Origin of the sequence: Sulfurospirillum barnesii SES-3 (genome assembly GCF_000265295.1) — a bacterium.
Lineage (GTDB): Bacteria > Campylobacterota > Campylobacteria > Campylobacterales > Sulfurospirillaceae > Sulfurospirillum > Sulfurospirillum barnesii.
Genome location: NC_018002.1, coordinates 2,464,656 through 2,484,063, shown reverse-complemented (window position 1 = coordinate 2,484,063; position 19,408 = coordinate 2,464,656). Strand labels below are relative to the sequence as shown.

Genomic DNA, 19,408 nt, shown 5'->3' with positions numbered 1-19,408 from the left:
AAATGAATTACGCAATGGCATTAGATTATCAAAATTGTATTAACTGTAAAGCGTGTGAAGTAGCGTGTAAAGAAGAAAACGGTGTCCAGCTAGGCGCTGATAAACAACGTATTTGGGTAGGAGTTGTTGAGGGAACTATTTTTGGAAAGCCATTTGCCAATCTTTATCCTTCTCAATGTAACCATTGTATTGATGCACCTTGTGTGAGTGTATGTCCAACCAATGCAAGTCATTTTGCAGAAGGCGGTATTGTTAAAGTTGAACCGCATAAATGTATTTTATGTAAAGGATGTATGGAAGCATGTCCTTATGATGCACGTTTTGTGGATGATACCATGGTCGCTGTTGATAAATGTACTTTCTGTGATCATCGTTCTTTAGAAGCGGGTGGGACAACAGCTTGTCAAGCAACCTGTCCAACCAAAGTAAGACTTTTTGGTGATTTGGACGATGAGAACAGTGATTTGGTGAAATTACTTAAAACGAAACGCTTTTTCTTTCAAAAAGAGTATACCAATACCTTGCCAAAGCTTTTTTACATCTTACCCGATGATGAAGCGTATGCAAAGCAGAGTGTCTCGCATGACACCATTATTCATACATGGGATGACATTAAACCTCTTTATGAAGAAGCAAAAAATAGAAGGAGTAAAGAATGGAAAAAATAACATTTATGGGTCTTGAAATTAACAAGATTTCTATTTTTGGGCTCTTATTTAATAAAACAATGCTTCTTGGCTATTTCTTTATGGCATTAGCGATGGTCGGTATTTATGAGATTTTTGATGTGAGGTATTTTAGCGCAGCAGCCAATGCGCATGCTTCAGGTCTTAATCCAACGGATCCTGCACTCAAAGAGGCAATGCGTTTAGCCGTATTTGGTGATGTGGGAGAGGTAAATCGTAACATTCCATGGACACTGTTTATCGTGAATTACATGTACATGATTTACACAGGCAGTGGAGTGATTTTTCTTGTTGCCTTAGCCGAGTTGATGGGGTTTCATGTCATTGCCAAAGCAGCAGCTGGATTTATGGCTGTTGGTCTATCTATGGTATTTGCTGGACTGTTTACCATCGCAACGGATTTGAATATGCTTAATATGTTGTGGATGGTTTTAACGCCAAATATAAGTGCAGGTATGTGGTTGATGTTACCGCTTTATTGTACCTATATCCCTTTTGTTCTATTTGAAATTTACTTACTTTTGACGAATAAAAGAGAGTGGGCTAAACGTTTAGCTTTACCTATTTTGGTTTTAAGCATTGGCGTGGATTTGGTGGAGTATTATATTCAAGCGAAGCTATTTTCTATGAATACCGCACGTCATCTCTGGACAGAGTTTCCATTTTTGACGTTTTATTTCATTATTTCAGCCTTTGTTTCTTCTTTGGGTGTTATGGGTATTTACAGTTACTTAGTACACAAAAATAAAGAAGAATATAATGAATTAATGGATTTAATTAGAAAAGCGATGTTATTTTTTGTTTCTATCCTAGCACTTTATGAAGTTTTTGGGTATATGACAGTTGACAAAGATTGGTCTTTTTTAATTCTTTTTGGACCTTTTAAACCTATTTATTTTGGAGGTTATATCTTATTGACATTAGCTTTACCATTTTTCTTTATTTTCAAACCAGGTAAATCACTCTATACCCTGCTTGCATCTGTGTGTGTGGTGATAGGTGGTTTTGTTGGACGTTATATTTTCGTCTATGGTGGCAATGCCAATCCAATGTCAAATCGTTTTGGGTTGGGTTACGAAAAATATGATTTTTACGCTTTAGAAAAATCATTTAATTATGTAGCTCCTCATTTAGGTGAGATACTGATTGTTGTTGGTTCTTTAGGTGTGATTATGATTGTCTATAAACTGTTTGATAGTGTTCTCTCTGTAAGTGATTTCAGAGAACATCATTAATACGTGAAATTTAAACTTTTAAAGGAGAAAAAATGAAGTTAAGAATTTTTGGAGCAAGTATCGTCGTTGCAGGTTTGCTTCTTAGTGGATGTACAGCGACACAACCAGAAGCAGGTACGGCACCCAGTGCAAAAGTTTTAAATGCACCAACACCTCACGTCAAAGGCTTGATAGAGAAATTTAAACTTCAAGATGTTGATTATGCGTATGTTAAAGCTGCCATTGGCAATGGCACACGCAGTGGTGCAAAGGCGCTTTTAATTGATGCCCGTCCAAATCCTAAATATTTAGGAGGAACCATTCCATCTAGTTTGAATATTCCTGATACACAAATTGATAAATACATCGGACAGCTTGACAAAGTGGCTAAAGATAAAGAGATTATTGTTTATTGTGGTGGATGGGATTGTGAAAAAAGTCCTATTGTTGCAGGTCATTTGAAAAGTAAAGGCTTTACAAACGTAAAACTTTACCAAGCAGGTGAGCCAGAGTGGGCGACTAAGAGTTATTTAGAAGTAGGAACTCCTGTTGCACAAAGTGCATTTAAAAACAGTAGTGCGTTGATGATGGATGCTAGACCGTACGTTAAATTTTTAGCAGAGAGTATTCCTGGTTCTATATATATGAATGATGATGAACTTCCCAAATTAATGGGTCGATTCCCTGTAGATAAAAATACACCTATTATTACGTTTTGTGCAGGTTATGAATGTCATAAATCACATGTTGTTGCCAATAAACTCTTAGAATTAGGTTATACAAAAGTAAGTGTTTATGCGGGCGGACTTCCTGCATGGAAAGAGGCAAAGCTTCAAACAACGAAAGGTGAGTCAAAAGCCGAAGTCAAAGCTGACGCAACACCAAAAGCACCAGCTATGGTTGATGGCGTGAAACTGGGTGTTGATGAAGGATCTGTTGATGGCGAGTGGTATAAAGCACACATCGTAGCAGGAACAGTACCTGCTAATGTAGCGATTATAGATGTAAGAAGTCCAGCAGAATTTACTAATGGTCATATTAAAGGCGCCATCAATATTGAAGCAGGTAAAATGAGCGCAGTTGATTTTGCAGCCAAACTTCCTAAGGGTAAAGTTGTTATTATCAATTGTGCCACAGGTGGTCGTGCGATGGAAGCACAAATGAAGCTTAAAGATGCCAAAGTGGATGTGAGTCGTGTCTTTTTCTTTGATGCAAATATCAAATGCGATACTTCAAATAAATGTGAAATTAAAGTGAATGAGCCTTTAGGTTAATTAACTATTACATGTAAAGAAATATAGAGATGTTATATCTCTATATTTCTAAAATCAATTTTAATATAAGGAGATAGAGTGTCAAAATTCTTTAAATTGCTTTGTGCAATTATGGTAAGTATAAGTTTTCTAAGTACAGCAGCCCTTGCTGATGCAGGAAAAGGTCAAAAACTTTTTATTAAAGAGCTTAAAGGTCCTTGCGGTTTTGATGGTGCTACTATGGCAAAAAAACATACGCAAGCGGAGTGGAAAGCGATTCAAGAGAGTGGTAAGCTCAATGATGAAATGTTGAAATTTTGTCCAAATGCAAAGCCCTTGAAAGATTCTTATATTGAACATGTGTATGACTTTTTGTTTAACTATGCAAGTGACAGTGGTAACGTTCCAGCATGTTAAATGTGAAAGCAACAGGTTGTTGCCCACATCTGTATATTTTACGTTAGTCTAAAATTAGGGTGGGAGTTATGCTCTCGCCCACACCGATACTCCTCTTTTGCTTCTCCATACAATTGAGATTAACTTCCTTTTCACATAAAGATTCAGATAAAATTGTCAATATATTTTGAATATAAAGAGGTTTTTTATGCGTTTAGACTCTCGACACTCTGTATTATTACTTATTGATGTCCAAGAAAAACTTTTTCCTCATATTGAAAATGCAGATGCGCTTGAAAGACATTTGATCACCTTGATTAAAGGAGTTCAAGCATTAGGTATTCCCATTGTATGCAATCAACAATATACCAAGGGATTGGGCGCAACCATATCTTCTGTTGCGCAATGTTTAGGGAATCTGCCTGTTTATGAAAAATCTACCTTTAGTTGTTGCCTTAATGAAGATATGATGCAAACATTACAAACTTTACATGTAAAAACGGTGATTGTTGCAGGAATAGAAAGTCATATTTGTGTGCAACAAAGTATTATGGATCTCCTTGAGAAAGGCTTTGATGTTATCGCATGTGCAGATGCGATGGGTTCTCGAAAACAAGTCAATCACGATTTAGCCCTTCGTCGTTTAGAACAAGAGGGGTGTCTTTTAGGTTCAACGGAATCAATTTTGTTTGAATTTCTAGGAAGTGCTACGCATGAAGCATTTAAAATTATCAGCCAACTTGTGAAGTAACTGGTATAAATAAGAGCGGGGCCTGCATAACATTTTGCCCCGCACGGTACTACTCGTCTCTAGAACCAAAAATCCCAAGAATTTGTAGCAGTGATATAAAAAGATTTAAAAAGTCTAAATAAAGAGCAATAGCCCCTTCAATAGGTGTTTCATAAGCACCTCTGATAATGTTTTGTGTATCGTAAAGAATAAATGCACTAAACAATATGGAGCTAACACTTGCAATAACAAGTTGCAAAATAGGACTATGAAAGAAAATATTAATCAATCCAGCAACAACAACAACGATTAATGTAATGAATAACATTTTGCCCATGGTTGTAAAATCTTTTTTCGTGTTCATTGCGAAAACTGAAAGTCCACCAAAAGCAACTGTTGTTAAAATAAATGCGTTAGCAACAATATTTGCTCCACCTTTTAACCCTAAAATACTCGAAAGTAAAGGTGCGAGAGTTAACCCACTTAGAAAAGTAAAGCCAAAAAGCAATATTAAATTAAGACCTGCTTTTCGTTTTGCAGCATAAAGCCCAAACAAAAAGACAAACTCTAAAATAACAATTCCCCAAAACCAAGAGGCAACAGTACTTGCCATACCTATACCTACATATGCCCCAACACTTGCGGCAAGAAGAGAAGCTGCAAAGAGCTGATACGTTTGCTTAATGAAAAGTCCTATAGAACTTTCTTTGCCTTTTGCATGCTCATAGGCACCCTCATGCGAGTGTTGGTGTATGTAATTTCGATCATACAGACCCATGTGATTCTCCTTTTAGATGTTAATAACAGTATTTACACAAGACATATTCTATCAAAATTAATCAGAAGGAATGCTATTTTGTGTTCTCTATTATATGGAAAGAGAGTAAATGAAAAATTAATCAAATTGTATATGAAAATAAATATCCATTTTCGTTTAAAATCTTTTAATCTTCTTTTAAGGGACATGGGTATATAATTTCGTCCTCGTTTGAGAGAACGGGGTTAAAGAGAAGCACCCAAAGTAGGGGATTTGCTTCAAGTTCATTACCATTTTAACAATGTCAAATTCAATCTTTGAAATCTAAATAAGCGACCTTAGTCAGTGACGCGAAAAAAGAGATTATCAACTCTTTGAAAAAAAAGAGATACTTTAAGTCATTGAAGAAAACACTTCATAGCTTTGGTGCGACGCTTGCGTTGTGCTTTAGTATTTGGTTCTTTAAAACAGCTTTGCTGTCTGCTAAAAGAACGAAACTTTATGGAGAGTTTGATCCTGGCTCAGAGTGAACGCTGGCGGCGTGCTTAACACATGCAAGTCGAACGGATAAAATAAGCTTGCTTATTTTGTTAGTGGCGCACGGGTGAGTAATGTATAGCTAACCTGCCCTTTAGTGGGGGACAACAGTTGGAAACGACTGCTAATACCCCATACTCCTTCTTACTATAAGGTAAGTTGGGAAAGATTTATCGCTAAAGGATGGGGCTTTATTGTATCAGCTAGTTGGTGGGGTAATGGCCTACCAAGGCTATGACGCATACCTGGTCTGAGAGGATGATCAGGCACACTGGAACTGAGACACGGTCCAGACTCCTACGGGAGGCAGCAGTGGGGAATATTGCACAATGGAGGAAACTCTGATGCAGCAACGCCGCGTGGAGGATGACGCATTTCGGTGTGTAAACTCCTTTTATAAGGGAAGATAATGACGGTACCTTATGAATAAGCACCGGCTAACTCCGTGCCAGCAGCCGCGGTAATACGGAGGGTGCAAGCGTTACTCGGAATCACTGGGCGTAAAGGATGCGTAGGCTGTAATATAAGTCAGGAGTGAAATCCAACGGCTCAACCGTTGAACTGCTCTTGAAACTGTTTTACTAGAATATGGGAGAGGTAGATGGAATTAGTGGTGTAGGGGTAAAATCCGTAGATATCACTAGGAATACCGATTGCGAAGGCGATCTACTGGAACATTATTGACGCTGAGGCATGAAAGCGTGGGGAGCAAACAGGATTAGATACCCTGGTAGTCCACGCCCTAAACGATGCACACTAGTTGTTGCGATGCTAGTCATTGCAGTAATGCACTTAACAGATTAAGTGTGCCGCCTGGGGAGTACGGTCGCAAGATTAAAACTCAAAGGAATAGACGGGGACCCGCACAAGCGGTGGAGCATGTGGTTTAATTCGAAGATACACGAAGAACCTTACCTGGCCTTGATATCCTAAGAATCCTGTAGAGATATGGGAGTGCTAGTTTACTAGAACTTAGAGACAGGTGCTGCACGGCTGTCGTCAGCTCGTGTCGTGAGATGTTGGGTTAAGTCCCGCAACGAGCGCAACCCTCGTGTTTAGTTGCTAACAGTTTGGCTGAGCACTCTAAACAGACTGCCTTCGTAAGGAGGAGGAAGGTGAGGACGACGTCAAGTCATCATGGCCCTTATGGCCAGGGCTACACACGTGCTACAATGGCTAGGACAAAGAGACGCGATACTGCGAAGTGGAGCAAATCTTAAAACCTAGTCTCAGTTCGGATTGAAGTCTGCAACTCGACTTCATGAAGCTGGAATCGCTAGTAATCGTAGATCAGATATGCTACGGTGAATACGTTCCCGGGTCTTGTACTCACCGCCCGTCACACCATGGGAGTTGAATTCACCCGAAGCCGGAATACTAAACTAGTTACCGACCACGGTGGGTTCAGCGACTGGGGTGAAGTCGTAACAAGGTAACCGTAGGAGAACCTGCGGTTGGATCACCTCCTTTCTAGAGTATAGGGGCACTATCTCACAATGGTGCTCCGGCGAGCACTTGTCTAGGGAAGCTTATTTAGTTTTGAGAGATTGAATGAAAAAGGGGCTTATAGCTCAGGTGGTTAGAGCGTACCCCTGATAAGGGTAAGGTCAGAGGTTCGAGTCCTCTTAAGCCCACCATGGGGAATTAGCTCAGCTGGGAGAGCGCCTGCTTTGCACGCAGGAGGTCAGCGGTTCGATCCCGCTATTCTCCACCATTTTTTAGAGAGATGGTGAAAGATTGCTAAGAGACATTGTTAGTGAAAATGAGGACACAACGTCTAATATAAGAACAATTTTAGTTGTTTTTATATTAGACTTTTTAGTCTAAGTTTATGTTCTACAATTTAGAATACGATGCTTTGCGTTGTACTTTAGGTTTGGTTCTTTAAGATAGCTTTGCTATCTGGTGAAAGAACATAAAGATGTTATTTAATTTATTATTGTCAAAGTCAACAAAACGCAAAAAAAACAATTTACAACTTGTTAGATGGTTTACATTTAATAAGGGAGTGAAATGTGCATTAGAATACGAATAGGTAAGCTATTAAGAGCGAATGGTGGATGCCTAGGCTGTAAGAGGCGATGAAGGACGTACTAGACTGCGAAAAGTTGCGGGGAGCTGTCAAGAAGCTTTGATCCGCAAATATCCGAATGGGGCAACCCAACTGATAGTAATATCAGTTACCCTGCGGGGAGCGAACCTGGTGAAGTGAAACATCTCAGTAGCCAGAGGAGAAGAAATCAAATAGAGATTCCGATAGTAGCGGCGAGCGAACTTGGAAGAGGGCAAACCTGTTGCTTGCAACAGGGGTTGTAGGACTGCGTTGTAGAATGATGCTAGATAGTAGAGTAACCTGGAAAGGTTAACCATAGCGGGTGATAGTCCCATATACGAAATCTTAAATCATCTTAGCAGTATCCTGAGTAGGGCGGAACACGTGATATTCTGTCTGAAGCCGGGAGGACCACCTCCCAACCCTAAATACTACTTACAGACCGATAGTGAACCAGTACCGTGAGGGAAAGGTGAAAAGAACCCCAGTGAGGGGAGTGAAATAGAACCTGAAACCATTTGCTTACAATCATTCAGAGCCCTATGTTTTATACAGGGTGATGGACTGCCTTTTGCATAATGAGCCTGCGAGTTGTGGTATCTGGCGAGGTTAAGAAAACTCGGAGCCGTAGCGAAAGCGAGTCTTAATAGGGCGAATTAGTCAGATGCTGCAGACCCGAAGCGAAGTGATCTATCCATGAGCAGGTTGAAGCTGGTGTAAGAGCTAGTGGAGGACCGAACTCATTGACGTTGAAAAGTCTCGGGATGACTTGTGGATAGGGGTGAAAGGCCAATCAAACTTCGTGATAGCTGGTTCTCTCCGAAATATATTTAGGTATAGCGTCATGTTGTAGTATACGGGGGTAGAGCACTGATTGGGCTAGGGCCTATACCAAGGTACCAAACCCTGTCAAACTCCGAATACCGTATATGTAATCATGGCAGTCAGGCGGCGGGTGATAAAATGCGTCGTCAAGAGGGGAACAACCCAGACTACCAGCTAAGGTCCCAAAGTGATAACTCAGTGGAAAACGATGTGGAGTTGCTCAAACAACCAGGAGGTTGGCTTAGAAGCAGCCATCCTTTAAAGATAGCGTAACAGCTCACTGGTCTAGCGATTCTGCGCGGAAAATATAACGGGGCTAAAGTTATCCACCGAAGCTGTAGATTCTATTTTTAATAGAGTGGTAGGAGAGCGTTCTAGTCAGCATTGAAGGTGTACCGGTAAGGAGCGCTGGAGCGGCTAGAAGTGAGTATGCAGGCATGAGTAGCGATAAAACGGGTGAGAATCCCGTTCGCCGAAAACCCAAGGTTTCCTACGCGATGTTCGTCATCGTAGGGTTAGTCGGGACCTAAGTCGAGTCCGAAAGGGGTAGACGATGGAAAGTTGGTTAATATTCCAACACCAATTATAGAGCGCGATGGAAGGACGCTTAGGGCTAAACGAGGCAACTGATGGAATAGTTGTTCGAAGGGAGTAGATTAGATGACAGGCAAATCCGTCATCTTTTATTCGAGACCTGACAGGCACTTGATGCTCTTCGGAGTGGATGGTGAATCGTTGATGCCGTCGAGCCAAGAAAAGTTTCTAAGTATATCTGTAATTGCTCGTACCGTAAACCGACACAGGTGGGTGAGATGAGTATTCTAAGGCGCGTGGAAGAATTCTGGTTAAGGAACTCTGCAAAATAGCACCGTATCTTCGGTATAAGGTGTGCCTCCTTCTGTATATGGACTTGCTCCAAAAAGCGGAAAAGGTTGCAACAAAGAGTCCCTCCCGACTGTTTACCAAAAACACAGCACTCTGCTAACTCGTAAGAGGATGTATAGGGTGTGACGCCTGCCCGGTGCTGGAAGGTTAATTGATGGTGTTAGCGCAAGCGAAGCTCTTGATCGAAGCCCCAGTAAACGGCGGCCGTAACTATAACGGTCCTAAGGTAGCGAAATTCCTTGTCGATTAAATATCGACCTGCATGAATGGCGTAACGAGATGGGAGCTGTCTCGACCAGAAATCCAGTGAAATTGTAGTGGAGGTGAAAATTCCTCCTACCCGCGGCAAGACGGAAAGACCCCGTGGACCTTTACTATAGCTTGACACTGCTGTTGGGATAAAGATGTGCAGGATAGGTGGGAGGCTTTGAGGGTGTGACGCCAGTTGCACCTGAGCCATTGTTGAGATACCACTCTTCTTTATTCTGATAGCTAACTGGGACATATTATCTATGTTCAGGACAATGTCTGGTGGGTAGTTTGACTGGGGCGGTCGCCTCCTAAAAAGTAACGGAGGCTTACAAAGGTTGGCTCAGAACGGTTGGAAATCGTTCGTAGAGTATAATGGTACAAGCCAGCTTGACTGTGAGACATACACGTCGAGCAGAGACGAAAGTCGGTCATAGTGATCCGGTGGTTCTGTGTGGAAGGGCCATCGCTCAAAGGATAAAAGGTACCCCGGGGATAACAGGCTGATCTCCCCCAAGAGCTCACATCGACGGGGAGGTTTGGCACCTCGATGTCGGCTCATCGCATCCTGGGGCTGGAGCAGGTCCCAAGGGTATGGCTGTTCGCCATTTAAAGCGGTACGCGAGCTGGGTTCAGAACGTCGTGAGACAGTTCGGTCCCTATCTGCCGTGGGCGTAGGAAAGTTGAGGAGAGTTGACCCTAGTACGAGAGGACCGGGTTGAACGAACCACTGGTGTACGGGTTGTTCTGCCAAGAGCATCGCCCGGTAGCTATGTTCGGATGTGATAACCGCTGAAAGCATCTAAGCGGGAAGCCAACTCCAAGATGAACTTTCCCTGAAGACCTCATGAAGACTACATGTTTGATAGGCTGGGTGTGTAATGGGTGAGAGCCCTTTAGCTGACCAGTACTAATAGGTCGTTTGGCTTACATATTATTACGTATGATAATGCTATTTCACTTCCTTATTAAGTGTAAAGCGTGATGTTGACTAGACAATACTAAAATCACCAAAAGAATGGTGAATTAAGCCTATTTCGTTATAATATGACATAGATTTAATTCACGATTCTGGTGGCTATAGAGAAGAGGAAACGCCCTGTCCCATTTCGAACCAGGAAGCTAAGCTCTTCATCGCCGATAATACTCTCCCTTACTGGGATGGAAACGTAGGTCGCTGCCAGTTCCGTGATTCTTCCTCTTATCTTTATTCTAATAATAAACAATCTAAATTAACACTTATTCCCTTGATAAATGCTATAACTTATCTTTCTTTCTAATTCTACTTATACCTTTTATGCTTCGTTATATGTCATTTATACTCCCCCCTCTCTTTCTGCTCTTATTGTTACTTATAGGTAAAATAAATTTTTACTAATATCTCTAAAATACTCTTTTAAATTTAAATTTACTTTACTTTTGTTATCATCAGCGTATCTTAATATTAAAGGATTGTGATGAAAAAAGTTCTCAATTTCTTCGTTTCGACGTTGATGATTGTTGGGTTATTAGGTACATCTGCTTTAGCAGATGCTGCGAAGGGGCAAAAGTATTATTTAAAATACATGAAAAAAGAATCGGGTATGAATGGTGCTAAATTCGCTACTGAACATACACAAGCAGAATGGAAAGTTCTTTTTGATGGTAAAGCTGAGAAGTTTATTGCCGAGTATTCTAAGAAATACCCTGGATTAGAAGAGTTTCTAAAAGGCGAAAAATTTGAAAAATTTATGCCAGATATTAGGGATTTTTGCATTGAGTTTGCCAGTGATAGTGGTAATGTTCCTGCGTGCTAATGTGGTTAAATAAATTTTACTATAAAAGATAAACAATGAAAAAAACACTGGTAATACTCTCTTTAGGGCTTTCGTATGTATTGGGTGCCGATGATTCACTTCGACAAGAAATAGAAGCATTAAAAGCTCAGATGGCTGAACTTAAAAATGCTCAATCAAAAATTAACATTGATGCGCTTAAAGCGCAAATATCAGAGGTAAAAGCGCATGATGCCAATGATAATATCAAGTGGAGCGTAGATTTACGTACCTCTTATGATGCGGTTGATTATAAGGTAAATAAATCAGCTAATGCAATGGGTACTGTTGCGCAAGATGAACGAAATGGTGTTTGGACGAATAAACTGATTCTTGGTATGGCTGCACAACCTGCGGATAATTTAGTCTTTAAAGGATCACTAGGAGCCTATAAAGCCTTCGGTCAAACCAATATGTCAACGAATGGAACTATGTTTCAGTCTTTTGATTGGTATGGTACACAAAAACCAAATGACAGTACTATCAAATTAAGAGAAGCCTATTTCTTGTATTTTGGAAATATGGGTGACATGCCATATACGGCAAGCTTTGGTCGTCGTCCCTCTATTGATGGGTTCTTAACCAATCTTAGAGCAGATAATGAAAACCCAGCTTCTCCAATTGGGCATAATATCAATATGGAATTTGACGGTGCGAGCTTTAAGTTTGATTTAGACAAACTAACAGGTATTTCTGGTATGTATGTCAAACTTTGTTTAGGTCGGGGATTCTCTGAGACAAGGGGATCTTATTCTATGGACAGTAGTGGCGGATTTAATTCAAGCTATTCAGAAGATGGAGATACGCCCAATATGGATTTAGCGGGGCTTATTTTTCAAGTCTATGACAATGGTCAATATAAAGTCATGGCAAATGCTTTTAAAGGCTGGAATATGATGGATATTAATATGCTATCAGCTACCTCTTTTAAATTTGCAGATGTGGGTGATTTAACAGGCGGTGCATTATCCTTACAAGTTAATGGTATTGGTGATGGTATCAGTGATTTCTTAGATGATAGTATTTTCTTTATCTCTTATGCCTTTAGCAAAACAGATCCAAATAATAGTGTCTTAGGTACAACAACAGGTACTGCAACAGGTATGCTGGGAAGTACGGATAGTGAAACAGGTTCTTCTATTTACGCAGGTATTCAGGTCCCAAGCTTCTTTGCAGGGCATCGATTGGGCTTAGAGTACAATCATGGTAGTAAATATTGGAGAAGCTTTACTTATGGAGAGGATACCCTTGTTGGTTCAAAATTAGCTGCTCGTGGTGATGCCTATGAAGTCTATTATACCTTGCCACTTGTCGGTAAGAACTTGACCGCACAGTTGAGTTACTTGTATATTGACTATGACTACACAGGTAGTGATAGTTTTTTTGGATGGACAGGTTCACCTCAAAAAGTTAATGAAACAGCAGGGGCTGTGCAAACAGCTCAAAATGTGCGTGCCTCACTTCGTTATCGTTATTGATAGAGTTTAGGAGAGGAGTCTTTTTAGGATGAAAAGCTAACGAACAGTCAAAATGTGCTAGGCTATTCCATGGAGATAAAACAAGGAGTGGTGATGCGGTATCTTTTTATGATTGTTGTGATGCTTTTCATCACAGGATGCTCTAGTATGACAAAAGAAAATTACGATAAGCTTCATGTAGGTATGACGTATACTGAGGTACGTGATATTTTTGGGAAAGCTAATCATTGTGATAGTTTTATTGGAATGCGTGATTGTATGTGGGGTGATGAAACGCAGTATATTAAAATTAAATTTGTGGATGATAAGGTTATGCTTACCTCCTCAAAAGGATTGAAGTAGCAGAATTTAATGCGTTACATGTAAGGAAAATCCTTACATGTAACGTTATTTTTCATCTTTTTTGATAGCTTCTTTGGCTCCTTTAACCGCACCGTCTACCATGTTCTTAGCAACTTCCCATGCACGAAAACCTAATTTTTTAGCCTCATTGGCTACCTGTTTTGCTTTATCGCTTTCAAATTCGAATTGTTTGAGGGATTCTACTTTTGCGGAAGCAATTTTTTCAAAGACATTCACATCTTTTTTGAAGGATTCTAATTTTTTTTCAGCCTCACCTTTTAGGGTTTCAATACGCTCGGAGAGGAGCTCTTTAACTTCGTTGGTAGTTCTTTTAAGTTTTGCTACAGAGCTATTCATCTCTTCAATCATCTCTTTAATAATGCCAGAAGAAATACCCTCTGATTGTGAAGCAAATACGCTGAGCATAACAATAAACTCTTCATCAATTTTAAGAAGTTCTTTTCGTAAAAGTGATAAATCCATTTGCAAGAGGCTTTCAATATCTTCAGTTGGCATGTATTTAAAATCATTTTTAAATTTTTCAAGTGCTTTTGTAATGCCATCATGCACACCGTTAATAGATCCCTCAAGAATCTCTCTTGCGTGAGCAAAATCTTCATCGGCAATGTCAATGCTTGCAGTGATAATGGTCTGTGAAATATCCAAAATACGTTGCTTTGTTAATTGTCCCTCTTGAATGCTCAGGTAGGTTAAATTTTTACTGATGGTATGAATGGTATCGGTAAGGTCATGCCCTTTTTCAAGCGTTGTTAAAAGCGCTTCTTGCACCGTTTCTTTTAAAATACCTAACATTTCAATGCCTCTTAGTTTTGCATCATTTAGTGCAATAAAGGCGGCGTGTTTTGTGTCGTCTGTAAGGTTTTCAATATGAGCTTCAAGCGTGGAAAATGTTTGTGAAATTTCTTCTCTAATATGCTGTTTTTGAATAAAAATACTCTTTTCAAGCTGCTCTTTTTCATAAATCGTTTTGTATAAAAACGCTTCTTTATCATGGCTTGTTGCACGCAAAAGACCATTAATAACATGTTCTACGGCTTTAGGAGTTTTCAGTCCCTCATCGTGAAGCACTTTACAGTAAAGTTCAAAAAGCTCTCCAATACGGTTTTGGATATTTTTTTCATCTTTAAGGCGTTGGACTTTCTTGCGTGTAAGCTCAAAACTCATCTCTTGAATGAGATGTAACAGTTGAGGATTTTCTTTATTTTCTTTAAGGGTTACTGAAAAGATATGTTGTGTAGATTCCATAAGGTATTCCTTCTAAAGTACGAATTTAATATGTTGATGTTGTTTGAGTCGTTCGAATAGCGTTTTTCTGTCATCGGTATTGTGGACTAAAACACGTAAGGTGTAGCTTGCATAGTTACCTTTGGTGCTATTTTGTGATTTTCGTATATCATGAATACGCTCTTCAAGTAGCTCTTGCACAATGCTTATGATGTCATGTTCTACACTTAAAACCAGTTTGTATTCCCAATGACACGGATAATCAAGTTTAAGTTCGGGTGTAGTTTCCACTCTTCCCTCCACTTTTTGATTCAAGCTGAATGGCATTAATGACCATAGATTTATCAATGGCTTTTGCCATATCATAGATGGTTAGAAGTCCAATACTAACACCCATAAGCGCTTCCATTTCAACACCAGTTTGTCCTTTGAGTTTTGCAGTTACAGTGAGTTTAAATCCTGGAAGTGTGGGAAGCTCTTCCACATCGCAATTGACAGAAGTGAGCATTAAGGGGTGGCACATAGGAATGAGGTCACTGGTTTTTTTTGTTCCCATAATAGCTGCAATCACAGCAGTTTGGAGCACAGGACCTTTTTTTGTCTGTTGGGAAATAATTTGATGAAAGGCTGTTTGACTCATTGTAATTGTGCCACTCGCAATAGCGATACGAAATGTATCCTCTTTATCACTGACATCGACCATTTTTGGTCTATCTTTTTCATCCAAATGGGTTAATTGCATACGCACCTCGTTACATTTATATTGATTAGACTGATTATAGCACCATTTCTCTTAAGCGCTGTGTGATAAGAGTGTGTCAATTTTTCTCATTCTAAAGAAAAAGGGAGGATTCTGAGTATAGAAATGTTTATTATTATGCTACAATGATTGAATAAAGTCATTTATGTTACCCTCTAAGTAACGTATTTACGGGCAAAAGGTAACATTGAGTGATTTAAAAAAGAGGAGTGTGTTCACGATGAATATTTATGTAGGCAATGTCAAGTATGAGATGACGGGCGATGAGTTAAAAGAGATGTTTTCTGCGTATGGTGAGGTTTCAAGTGCTAGAATCATCAGCGATAGAGATACGGGTCGTTCAAAAGGTTTTGGTTTTGTTGAAATGCCAAATGATTCAGAAGCAAAAGCTGCTATTGAAGCAACCAATGAAAAAGAGATTGGTGGAAGAACTTTAAAAGTTAATGAAGCAAGACCACGGGAAGAGCGCCCAAGACGTTCTTCAAGAGATTTTTAACGAAGCATTACATGTAAAGAGAAGGTACAACACGTAGCGTTGTTCTTCTCTTTACTGCGTTTAGCGTGAAAGCGCAAAGCCTATGCCAATACGTTCGGTACGTTTATTGTAGTCAATAAGGCTCTCTGCATAACCACTATAGAGTTGTATGTATCCAAAAAGATTTTCTTCCCACAATGGAAAAGTCCAATCCAGTTGAACAGCGCCTTTGTTTTCTGTATCAAAGTGAAGATTGTTGCGTAGCAAAAGTTTAAAGGTATGTTTTTTCCATGGATAAATGAGCTCCAAGTCACCGTATCCTAAATAATCCTCAATGTTTGGATTATCATCGCTGTGTTCATCTTCTTTGATGCGGTACCAGATACGTGGAGAGACAATAAGATTGCCTGCTTGAAAAAAGCCTTTTGCATAAAGACGATTCCATGAACGTGACTTTTCACTATCTTTGCCGTTTGATTCGTGTAAAATTCCAAATTGATAGGCTTTAATAAAGCTTTCAGTGTCAAAGTGAGGCATAATAACAAAAAGTTCGGGCTGATAGTTTGTCTCACGAAAAGGCGCAGAGTCTTCGCTTGTTTGCCACCATGATGTTTGCGTATACGCTAGTACAATACTCTCATGTAAGCCAAAAAGATTATCGACAAGGTCTTTTTGGAAGCTGAGTTGAAATTTACTCTCTTGATGCTTTCTATTGTCGTGCGTGACTTTATCATACGTTGCGGGTAAGAGGTAGTTCATTTTGTAAGGTGCAATATCAAAGCTTTGCGTAATCATTTGCTTCATTGACTGATAGGTATCGGCGTCATCATAATTGTCTAAAAATGAACTATACACTGCTTCGGTGCGTTCAATTTTTTGTAAGCGTTCCACTATTGAATCTTCCAGTGCTTTGGTGTGGGCTGTTTTTTCTTCTAGACTCAAAGTAGCTGCTTTCTTATACCATATAAAAGCACTCTCTTTATCATTTTGTGCCTCATACTGTTGCGCTAACGCATAAGCAGCCGATGCGTCACCGTAGGAGGCTTTTTTTTCTAAAGCACTTGTATCAAGAGCCATGAGTGCTAGAGGAAAATGACAGAGAAAAAGAAAAAAACGCTGCTTTTTGAAAACTTTAATATTCATAATCAACGATTTTACTGAGCGTTTGTATTGATTTTAAGAACTCAACAACTTTTACATGTAAAGGATGTATCGCATAGGCCTGCAAATCTTCTTTCGTTTTAAAATCACTAATCAGTGCAAGATCAAAGGCCCGCTCTTCAGGAGAGAAATTAACACCTACTTCCAGATGAATCAGTTCATCAATGTTACCTTTAAGGCTCATAATGCGCTCTTTAACAGCATTTTTGTTGGCTTGTGAAGCATCAACAAGTTTAAAAAAAACAATGTGTTTTACCATGGGTAAACTCCTATGTGAGGTTTATTTTAGTTTGTATCATCCTAGAAGCTTCTTTGCATATACATAATCTTCGAAGCGGTTGAGATTTAAAAAAGGTGTATCTTCTTCAAACGGTACGTATTGCGTAGTACTTTGATTGAGTACGGTGCGAATTTTATGTTCATCTCTCTTTAAACAGGTACGAATATTTTCTTGAATGGAGGGAGCATAAATGGCGCACAAGGGGTGTGATGAAGTAGGTGATGTTGCAATAATCGCATCAGTGCTCTCTTGAAGTGTTTGATAGAGTTTTTCAAAAATTTCAGGGGTAACAAAAGGGGTGTCAACACTAAGGACGCATACAGGCGTGTTAAAATATTCTAAAATAGAGAGTAATGCAATCAAGGGCGAATGCGCTTCATAGGTTGCATTGTCGTTAATAAATAAGGCTTCAAAATCAAATTTATCACGTTTTTTTGTGCTTACATGTACACTTTTAAAATAGGGTTGAAGCCTTGCAATTTGGTACTCTGTTAGGGTTTTAAAATCGCCAAAGGGAAGCAAGGCTTTATCACTTCCCATGCGTGAACTTTTCCCGCCAGCGACAATGACTAAAGGCAGCGGGATATAAGTCATTAAAGCGTTCTTGGATCGGTGATTTTGCCCATCACCGCACTGGCTGCTGCAACAGCGGAGTTGGCAAGGTAGATTTCACTACTTCGTGCTCCCATGCGTCCTACAAAGTTACGATTGGTCGTGGAGACACAGCGTTCACCTTCACCTAAAATCCCCATATAGCCACCCAAACATGCCCCACATGTGGGATTGCTAAAGACGGCTCCTGCTTCTACAAAAATATCGACTAAGCCTTCTTTTTGTGCTTGTAAGGAGATTTTTTGAGTTGCAGGGGTGATGATTAAACGGGTTTTACGTGCGACTTTGCGACCTTTAAGAATACTAGCAGCAATACGTAAATCTTCCAAACGGCCATTCGTACAACTCCCAATAAAGACTTGGTCAATGGTTAAATCATCTTGAACCGCTTGGTTAATCGACTTTCCATTGGATGGTAAGAAAGGATAGGCAATAACAGGGTCAAGATTGGCAACATCAATGTGAAGCACTTGAACATAGGTTGCATCCGCATCAGAGTAGAAAAATTTTGCCTCTCGTGCAAGACTTTTGTCGTTTAAAAAAGCTTTGGTAATATCATCGACGGCAACGATACCGCTTTTTGCACCCGCTTCAATCGCCATGTTACAGAGTGAAAAACGGTCATCCATGCTTAAATGTGCAATGGTATCCCCTGTGAACTCTAAGGCTCGGTACAATGCACCATCCACGCCTAAAAGGCGAATCACCTCAAGGATTAAATCTTTTCCGTAAACATGTTTTTTAGGTTTTCCGCTAAAAACAACTTTAATAGATTCAGGTACTTTAAACCAGTTCTCACCTGTAATCATCGCAAACGCTAAGTCAGTCGAACCCATGCCCGTGGCAAAGGCACCAAGAGCGCCGTGTGTACAGGTGTGCGAATCTGCACCGATGATGACATCGCCTGGAACGATTAAGCCTTTTTCGGGCAAAAGGGCGTGTTCAATACCCATGTCTTTTTCATCAAAATAGTGTTTGAGGTCGTGTTTATATGCAAATTCACGACTGATTTTGGCTTGATTGGCACTGGCAATGTCTTTAGCAGGAATGTAGTGATCCATAACGATACTAAAGCCATCAGGATTGGCAAGCGTGGTAGCGCCACTCTCTTCAAACGCTCGAATAGAAATAGGTGTGGTAATATCGTTACCAATCACCATGTCAATTTTACTTTTGACAATTTCACCCGCAAACACAGGATGACCGACGTGGTCGCTAAAAATTTTTTCAGTAATGGTTTGTCCCATAATCATACACCTTACAATAGTAAATTGGGATATTTTAGCAAAAAATGGTTTAAGCGAAGAAAAGAGGTTGGTTGAGGAGAAAGAGTTCCCCTCAAAGAAGAGTCTAAGCGCTTATCGCCCGCAGCCGCAGCCGCCACTTCCGCAAGAGCTTTCATCATCATTTTTAGAAGTGTCAATACCAAAAGGAAGGTAAGCAGGGCAAAAACGAATGATAGCCGTTGCTAAAACAACCACACCAATCAGTCCAAACCAACTGTTGTAAATAACACTTAAAATGGCAATTAAAATACCTGCAATCATCCGAAGCATTTTATCGGTTTTTCCAACATTACATTTCATGATAATACTCCTTAATTTAAATTGGAGTTATTATATCTTGTTTTCAATAAATAGCAAACAGTTTCTCAAA

General features: G+C 39.8%; 18 protein-coding genes, 2 tRNA genes and 3 rRNA genes. 14 read left to right on the top strand and 9 right to left on the bottom strand.

All coding sequences use genetic code 11. The features are described from left to right. The first annotated feature begins 2 nt into the window (after nucleotides 1–2). The 5 genes from SULBA_RS12570 to SULBA_RS12550 all read left to right on the top strand — a co-directional run bounded on the left by SULBA_RS12570 (nucleotide 3) and on the right by SULBA_RS12550 (nucleotide 4,300). Nucleotides 3–668 (top strand): 4Fe-4S dicluster domain-containing protein, encoded by a 666-nt coding sequence (locus tag SULBA_RS12570; protein ID WP_014770670.1) that lies wholly within the window; start codon nucleotides 3–5, stop codon nucleotides 666–668. Next, nucleotides 656–1,921 (top strand): polysulfide reductase NrfD family protein, encoded by a 1,266-nt coding sequence (locus tag SULBA_RS12565; protein WP_014770669.1) that lies wholly within the window; start codon nucleotides 656–658, stop codon nucleotides 1,919–1,921. The genes SULBA_RS12570 and SULBA_RS12565 overlap by 13 nt, the downstream gene beginning before the upstream one ends. Before the next feature lie 32 nt (nucleotides 1,922–1,953). After that, nucleotides 1,954–3,174, top strand: a complete 1,221-nt coding sequence (locus SULBA_RS12560; RefSeq protein ID WP_014770668.1) for a rhodanese-like domain-containing protein — start codon at nucleotides 1,954–1,956, stop codon at nucleotides 3,172–3,174. Between the two features lie 78 nt (nucleotides 3,175–3,252). After that, a complete protein-coding gene (locus SULBA_RS12555) occupies nucleotides 3,253–3,570 on the top strand; it encodes a hypothetical protein (protein WP_014770667.1) in 318 nt (105 codons plus the stop codon). A gap of 187 nt (nucleotides 3,571–3,757) precedes the next feature. Beyond that, nucleotides 3,758–4,300: an isochorismatase family protein gene (locus SULBA_RS12550; protein ID WP_014770666.1), complete on the top strand. Its 543-nt coding sequence runs from the start codon at nucleotides 3,758–3,760 to the stop codon at nucleotides 4,298–4,300. Between the two features lie 49 nt (nucleotides 4,301–4,349). On the opposite strand, the gene SULBA_RS12545 is transcribed toward SULBA_RS12550, so the two are convergent. Next, entirely contained in the window at nucleotides 4,350–5,057 is a 708-nt protein-coding gene (locus tag SULBA_RS12545; protein ID WP_014770665.1) for a Bax inhibitor-1/YccA family protein, read from the bottom strand. 477 nt (nucleotides 5,058–5,534) lie between these two features. On the opposite strand from SULBA_RS12545, the gene SULBA_RS12540 reads away from it, so the two are divergent. The 8 genes from SULBA_RS12540 to SULBA_RS12505 all read left to right on the top strand — a co-directional run bounded on the left by SULBA_RS12540 (nucleotide 5,535) and on the right by SULBA_RS12505 (nucleotide 13,219). Further along, nucleotides 5,535–7,043, top strand: a 16S ribosomal RNA gene (locus SULBA_RS12540). Between the two features lie 90 nt (nucleotides 7,044–7,133). Continuing rightward, nucleotides 7,134–7,210 (top strand) — tRNA-Ile (locus SULBA_RS12535). Nucleotide 7,211: 1 nt separating this feature from the next. Next, nucleotides 7,212–7,287, top strand: a tRNA-Ala gene (locus SULBA_RS12530). Between the two features lie 319 nt (nucleotides 7,288–7,606). Next, nucleotides 7,607–10,520 (top strand): 23S ribosomal RNA (locus SULBA_RS12525). Nucleotides 10,521–10,655: 135 nt separating this feature from the next. Further along, nucleotides 10,656–10,771: ribosomal RNA gene (rrf, locus tag SULBA_RS12520) — 5S ribosomal RNA — on the top strand. Together the 16S, 23S and 5S rRNA genes with 2 tRNA genes alongside form the textbook arrangement of a ribosomal RNA operon. A gap of 271 nt (nucleotides 10,772–11,042) precedes the next feature. After that, nucleotides 11,043–11,381 (top strand): hypothetical protein, encoded by a 339-nt coding sequence (locus tag SULBA_RS12515; protein ID WP_014770664.1) that lies wholly within the window; start codon nucleotides 11,043–11,045, stop codon nucleotides 11,379–11,381. Between the two features lie 35 nt (nucleotides 11,382–11,416). After that, nucleotides 11,417–12,877, top strand: coding sequence for a DUF3373 family protein (locus SULBA_RS12510; RefSeq protein WP_014770663.1), 1,461 nt, complete (start codon nucleotides 11,417–11,419; stop codon nucleotides 12,875–12,877). 93 nt (nucleotides 12,878–12,970) lie between these two features. Next, nucleotides 12,971–13,219 (top strand): hypothetical protein, encoded by a 249-nt coding sequence (locus tag SULBA_RS12505; RefSeq protein ID WP_014770662.1) that lies wholly within the window; start codon nucleotides 12,971–12,973, stop codon nucleotides 13,217–13,219. A gap of 45 nt (nucleotides 13,220–13,264) precedes the next feature. Here SULBA_RS12505 and SULBA_RS12500 read toward each other — a convergent pair whose 3' ends face one another. From SULBA_RS12500 to moaC, 3 genes are read right to left on the bottom strand one after another with little or no spacing between them, the layout of a single operon-like run. Beyond that, nucleotides 13,265–14,485, bottom strand: coding sequence for a DUF6781 family protein (locus SULBA_RS12500; protein ID WP_014770661.1), 1,221 nt, complete (start codon nucleotides 14,483–14,485; stop codon nucleotides 13,265–13,267). 12 nt (nucleotides 14,486–14,497) lie between these two features. After that, entirely contained in the window at nucleotides 14,498–14,755 is a 258-nt protein-coding gene (locus SULBA_RS12495; RefSeq protein WP_014770660.1) for an HP0495 family protein, read from the bottom strand. Further along, nucleotides 14,733–15,206: a cyclic pyranopterin monophosphate synthase MoaC gene (gene moaC, locus SULBA_RS12490; RefSeq protein WP_014770659.1), complete on the bottom strand. Its 474-nt coding sequence runs from the start codon at nucleotides 15,204–15,206 to the stop codon at nucleotides 14,733–14,735. The genes SULBA_RS12495 and moaC overlap by 23 nt, the downstream gene beginning before the upstream one ends. Before the next feature lie 238 nt (nucleotides 15,207–15,444). Between moaC and SULBA_RS12485 the strand changes: the two genes are divergently transcribed. Continuing rightward, entirely contained in the window at nucleotides 15,445–15,720 is a 276-nt protein-coding gene (locus tag SULBA_RS12485) for an RNA recognition motif domain-containing protein (protein WP_014770658.1), read from the top strand. Nucleotides 15,721–15,780: 60 nt separating this feature from the next. Here the strand turns inward: SULBA_RS12485 and SULBA_RS12480 are convergent, their stop codons facing one another. From SULBA_RS12480 to SULBA_RS12460, 5 genes are all read right to left on the bottom strand, one after another. Further along, nucleotides 15,781–16,842, bottom strand: coding sequence for a phospholipase A (locus tag SULBA_RS12480; protein ID WP_014770657.1), 1,062 nt, complete (start codon nucleotides 16,840–16,842; stop codon nucleotides 15,781–15,783). Beyond that, nucleotides 16,832–17,119: a Dabb family protein gene (locus SULBA_RS12475; protein WP_014770656.1), complete on the bottom strand. Its 288-nt coding sequence runs from the start codon at nucleotides 17,117–17,119 to the stop codon at nucleotides 16,832–16,834. Before SULBA_RS12475 ends, SULBA_RS12480 begins: the two co-directional genes overlap by 11 nt. Before the next feature lie 36 nt (nucleotides 17,120–17,155). Then, entirely contained in the window at nucleotides 17,156–17,734 is a 579-nt protein-coding gene (gene mobA / locus SULBA_RS12470) for a molybdenum cofactor guanylyltransferase (RefSeq protein WP_014770655.1), read from the bottom strand. Beyond that, nucleotides 17,734–18,999, bottom strand: coding sequence for a 3-isopropylmalate dehydratase large subunit (leuC, locus tag SULBA_RS12465; protein WP_014770654.1), 1,266 nt, complete (start codon nucleotides 18,997–18,999; stop codon nucleotides 17,734–17,736). The genes mobA and leuC overlap by 1 nt, the downstream gene beginning before the upstream one ends. Nucleotides 19,000–19,110: 111 nt before the next feature. Further along, complete coding sequence (locus SULBA_RS12460; protein ID WP_014770653.1) at nucleotides 19,111–19,338, bottom strand: YgaP family membrane protein; 228 nt, start codon at nucleotides 19,336–19,338, stop codon at nucleotides 19,111–19,113. Nucleotides 19,339–19,408: the final 70 nt, after the last annotated feature.

Coding starts and splice junctions, on each gene's coding strand:
- mobA (WP_014770655.1), bottom strand. CDS start 17,734: ATGACTTATATCCCGCTGCCTTTAGTCATTGTCGCTGGCGGGAAAAGT.
- SULBA_RS12515 (WP_014770664.1), top strand. CDS start 11,043: ATGAAAAAAGTTCTCAATTTCTTCGTTTCGACGTTGATGATTGTTGGG.
- SULBA_RS12500 (WP_014770661.1), bottom strand. CDS start 14,485: ATGGAATCTACACAACATATCTTTTCAGTAACCCTTAAAGAAAATAAA.
- leuC (WP_014770654.1), bottom strand. CDS start 18,999: ATGGGACAAACCATTACTGAAAAAATTTTTAGCGACCACGTCGGTCAT.
- moaC (WP_014770659.1), bottom strand. CDS start 15,206: ATGCAATTAACCCATTTGGATGAAAAAGATAGACCAAAAATGGTCGAT.
- SULBA_RS12475 (WP_014770656.1), bottom strand. CDS start 17,119: ATGGTAAAACACATTGTTTTTTTTAAACTTGTTGATGCTTCACAAGCC.
- SULBA_RS12510 (WP_014770663.1), top strand. CDS start 11,417: ATGAAAAAAACACTGGTAATACTCTCTTTAGGGCTTTCGTATGTATTG.
- SULBA_RS12505 (WP_014770662.1), top strand. CDS start 12,971: ATGCGGTATCTTTTTATGATTGTTGTGATGCTTTTCATCACAGGATGC.
- SULBA_RS12485 (WP_014770658.1), top strand. CDS start 15,445: ATGAATATTTATGTAGGCAATGTCAAGTATGAGATGACGGGCGATGAG.
- SULBA_RS12565 (WP_014770669.1), top strand. CDS start 656: ATGGAAAAAATAACATTTATGGGTCTTGAAATTAACAAGATTTCTATT.
- SULBA_RS12480 (WP_014770657.1), bottom strand. CDS start 16,842: ATGAATATTAAAGTTTTCAAAAAGCAGCGTTTTTTTCTTTTTCTCTGT.
- SULBA_RS12545 (WP_014770665.1), bottom strand. CDS start 5,057: ATGGGTCTGTATGATCGAAATTACATACACCAACACTCGCATGAGGGT.
- SULBA_RS12570 (WP_014770670.1), top strand. CDS start 3: ATGAATTACGCAATGGCATTAGATTATCAAAATTGTATTAACTGTAAA.
- SULBA_RS12550 (WP_014770666.1), top strand. CDS start 3,758: ATGCGTTTAGACTCTCGACACTCTGTATTATTACTTATTGATGTCCAA.
- SULBA_RS12460 (WP_014770653.1), bottom strand. CDS start 19,338: ATGAAATGTAATGTTGGAAAAACCGATAAAATGCTTCGGATGATTGCA.
- SULBA_RS12560 (WP_014770668.1), top strand. CDS start 1,954: ATGAAGTTAAGAATTTTTGGAGCAAGTATCGTCGTTGCAGGTTTGCTT.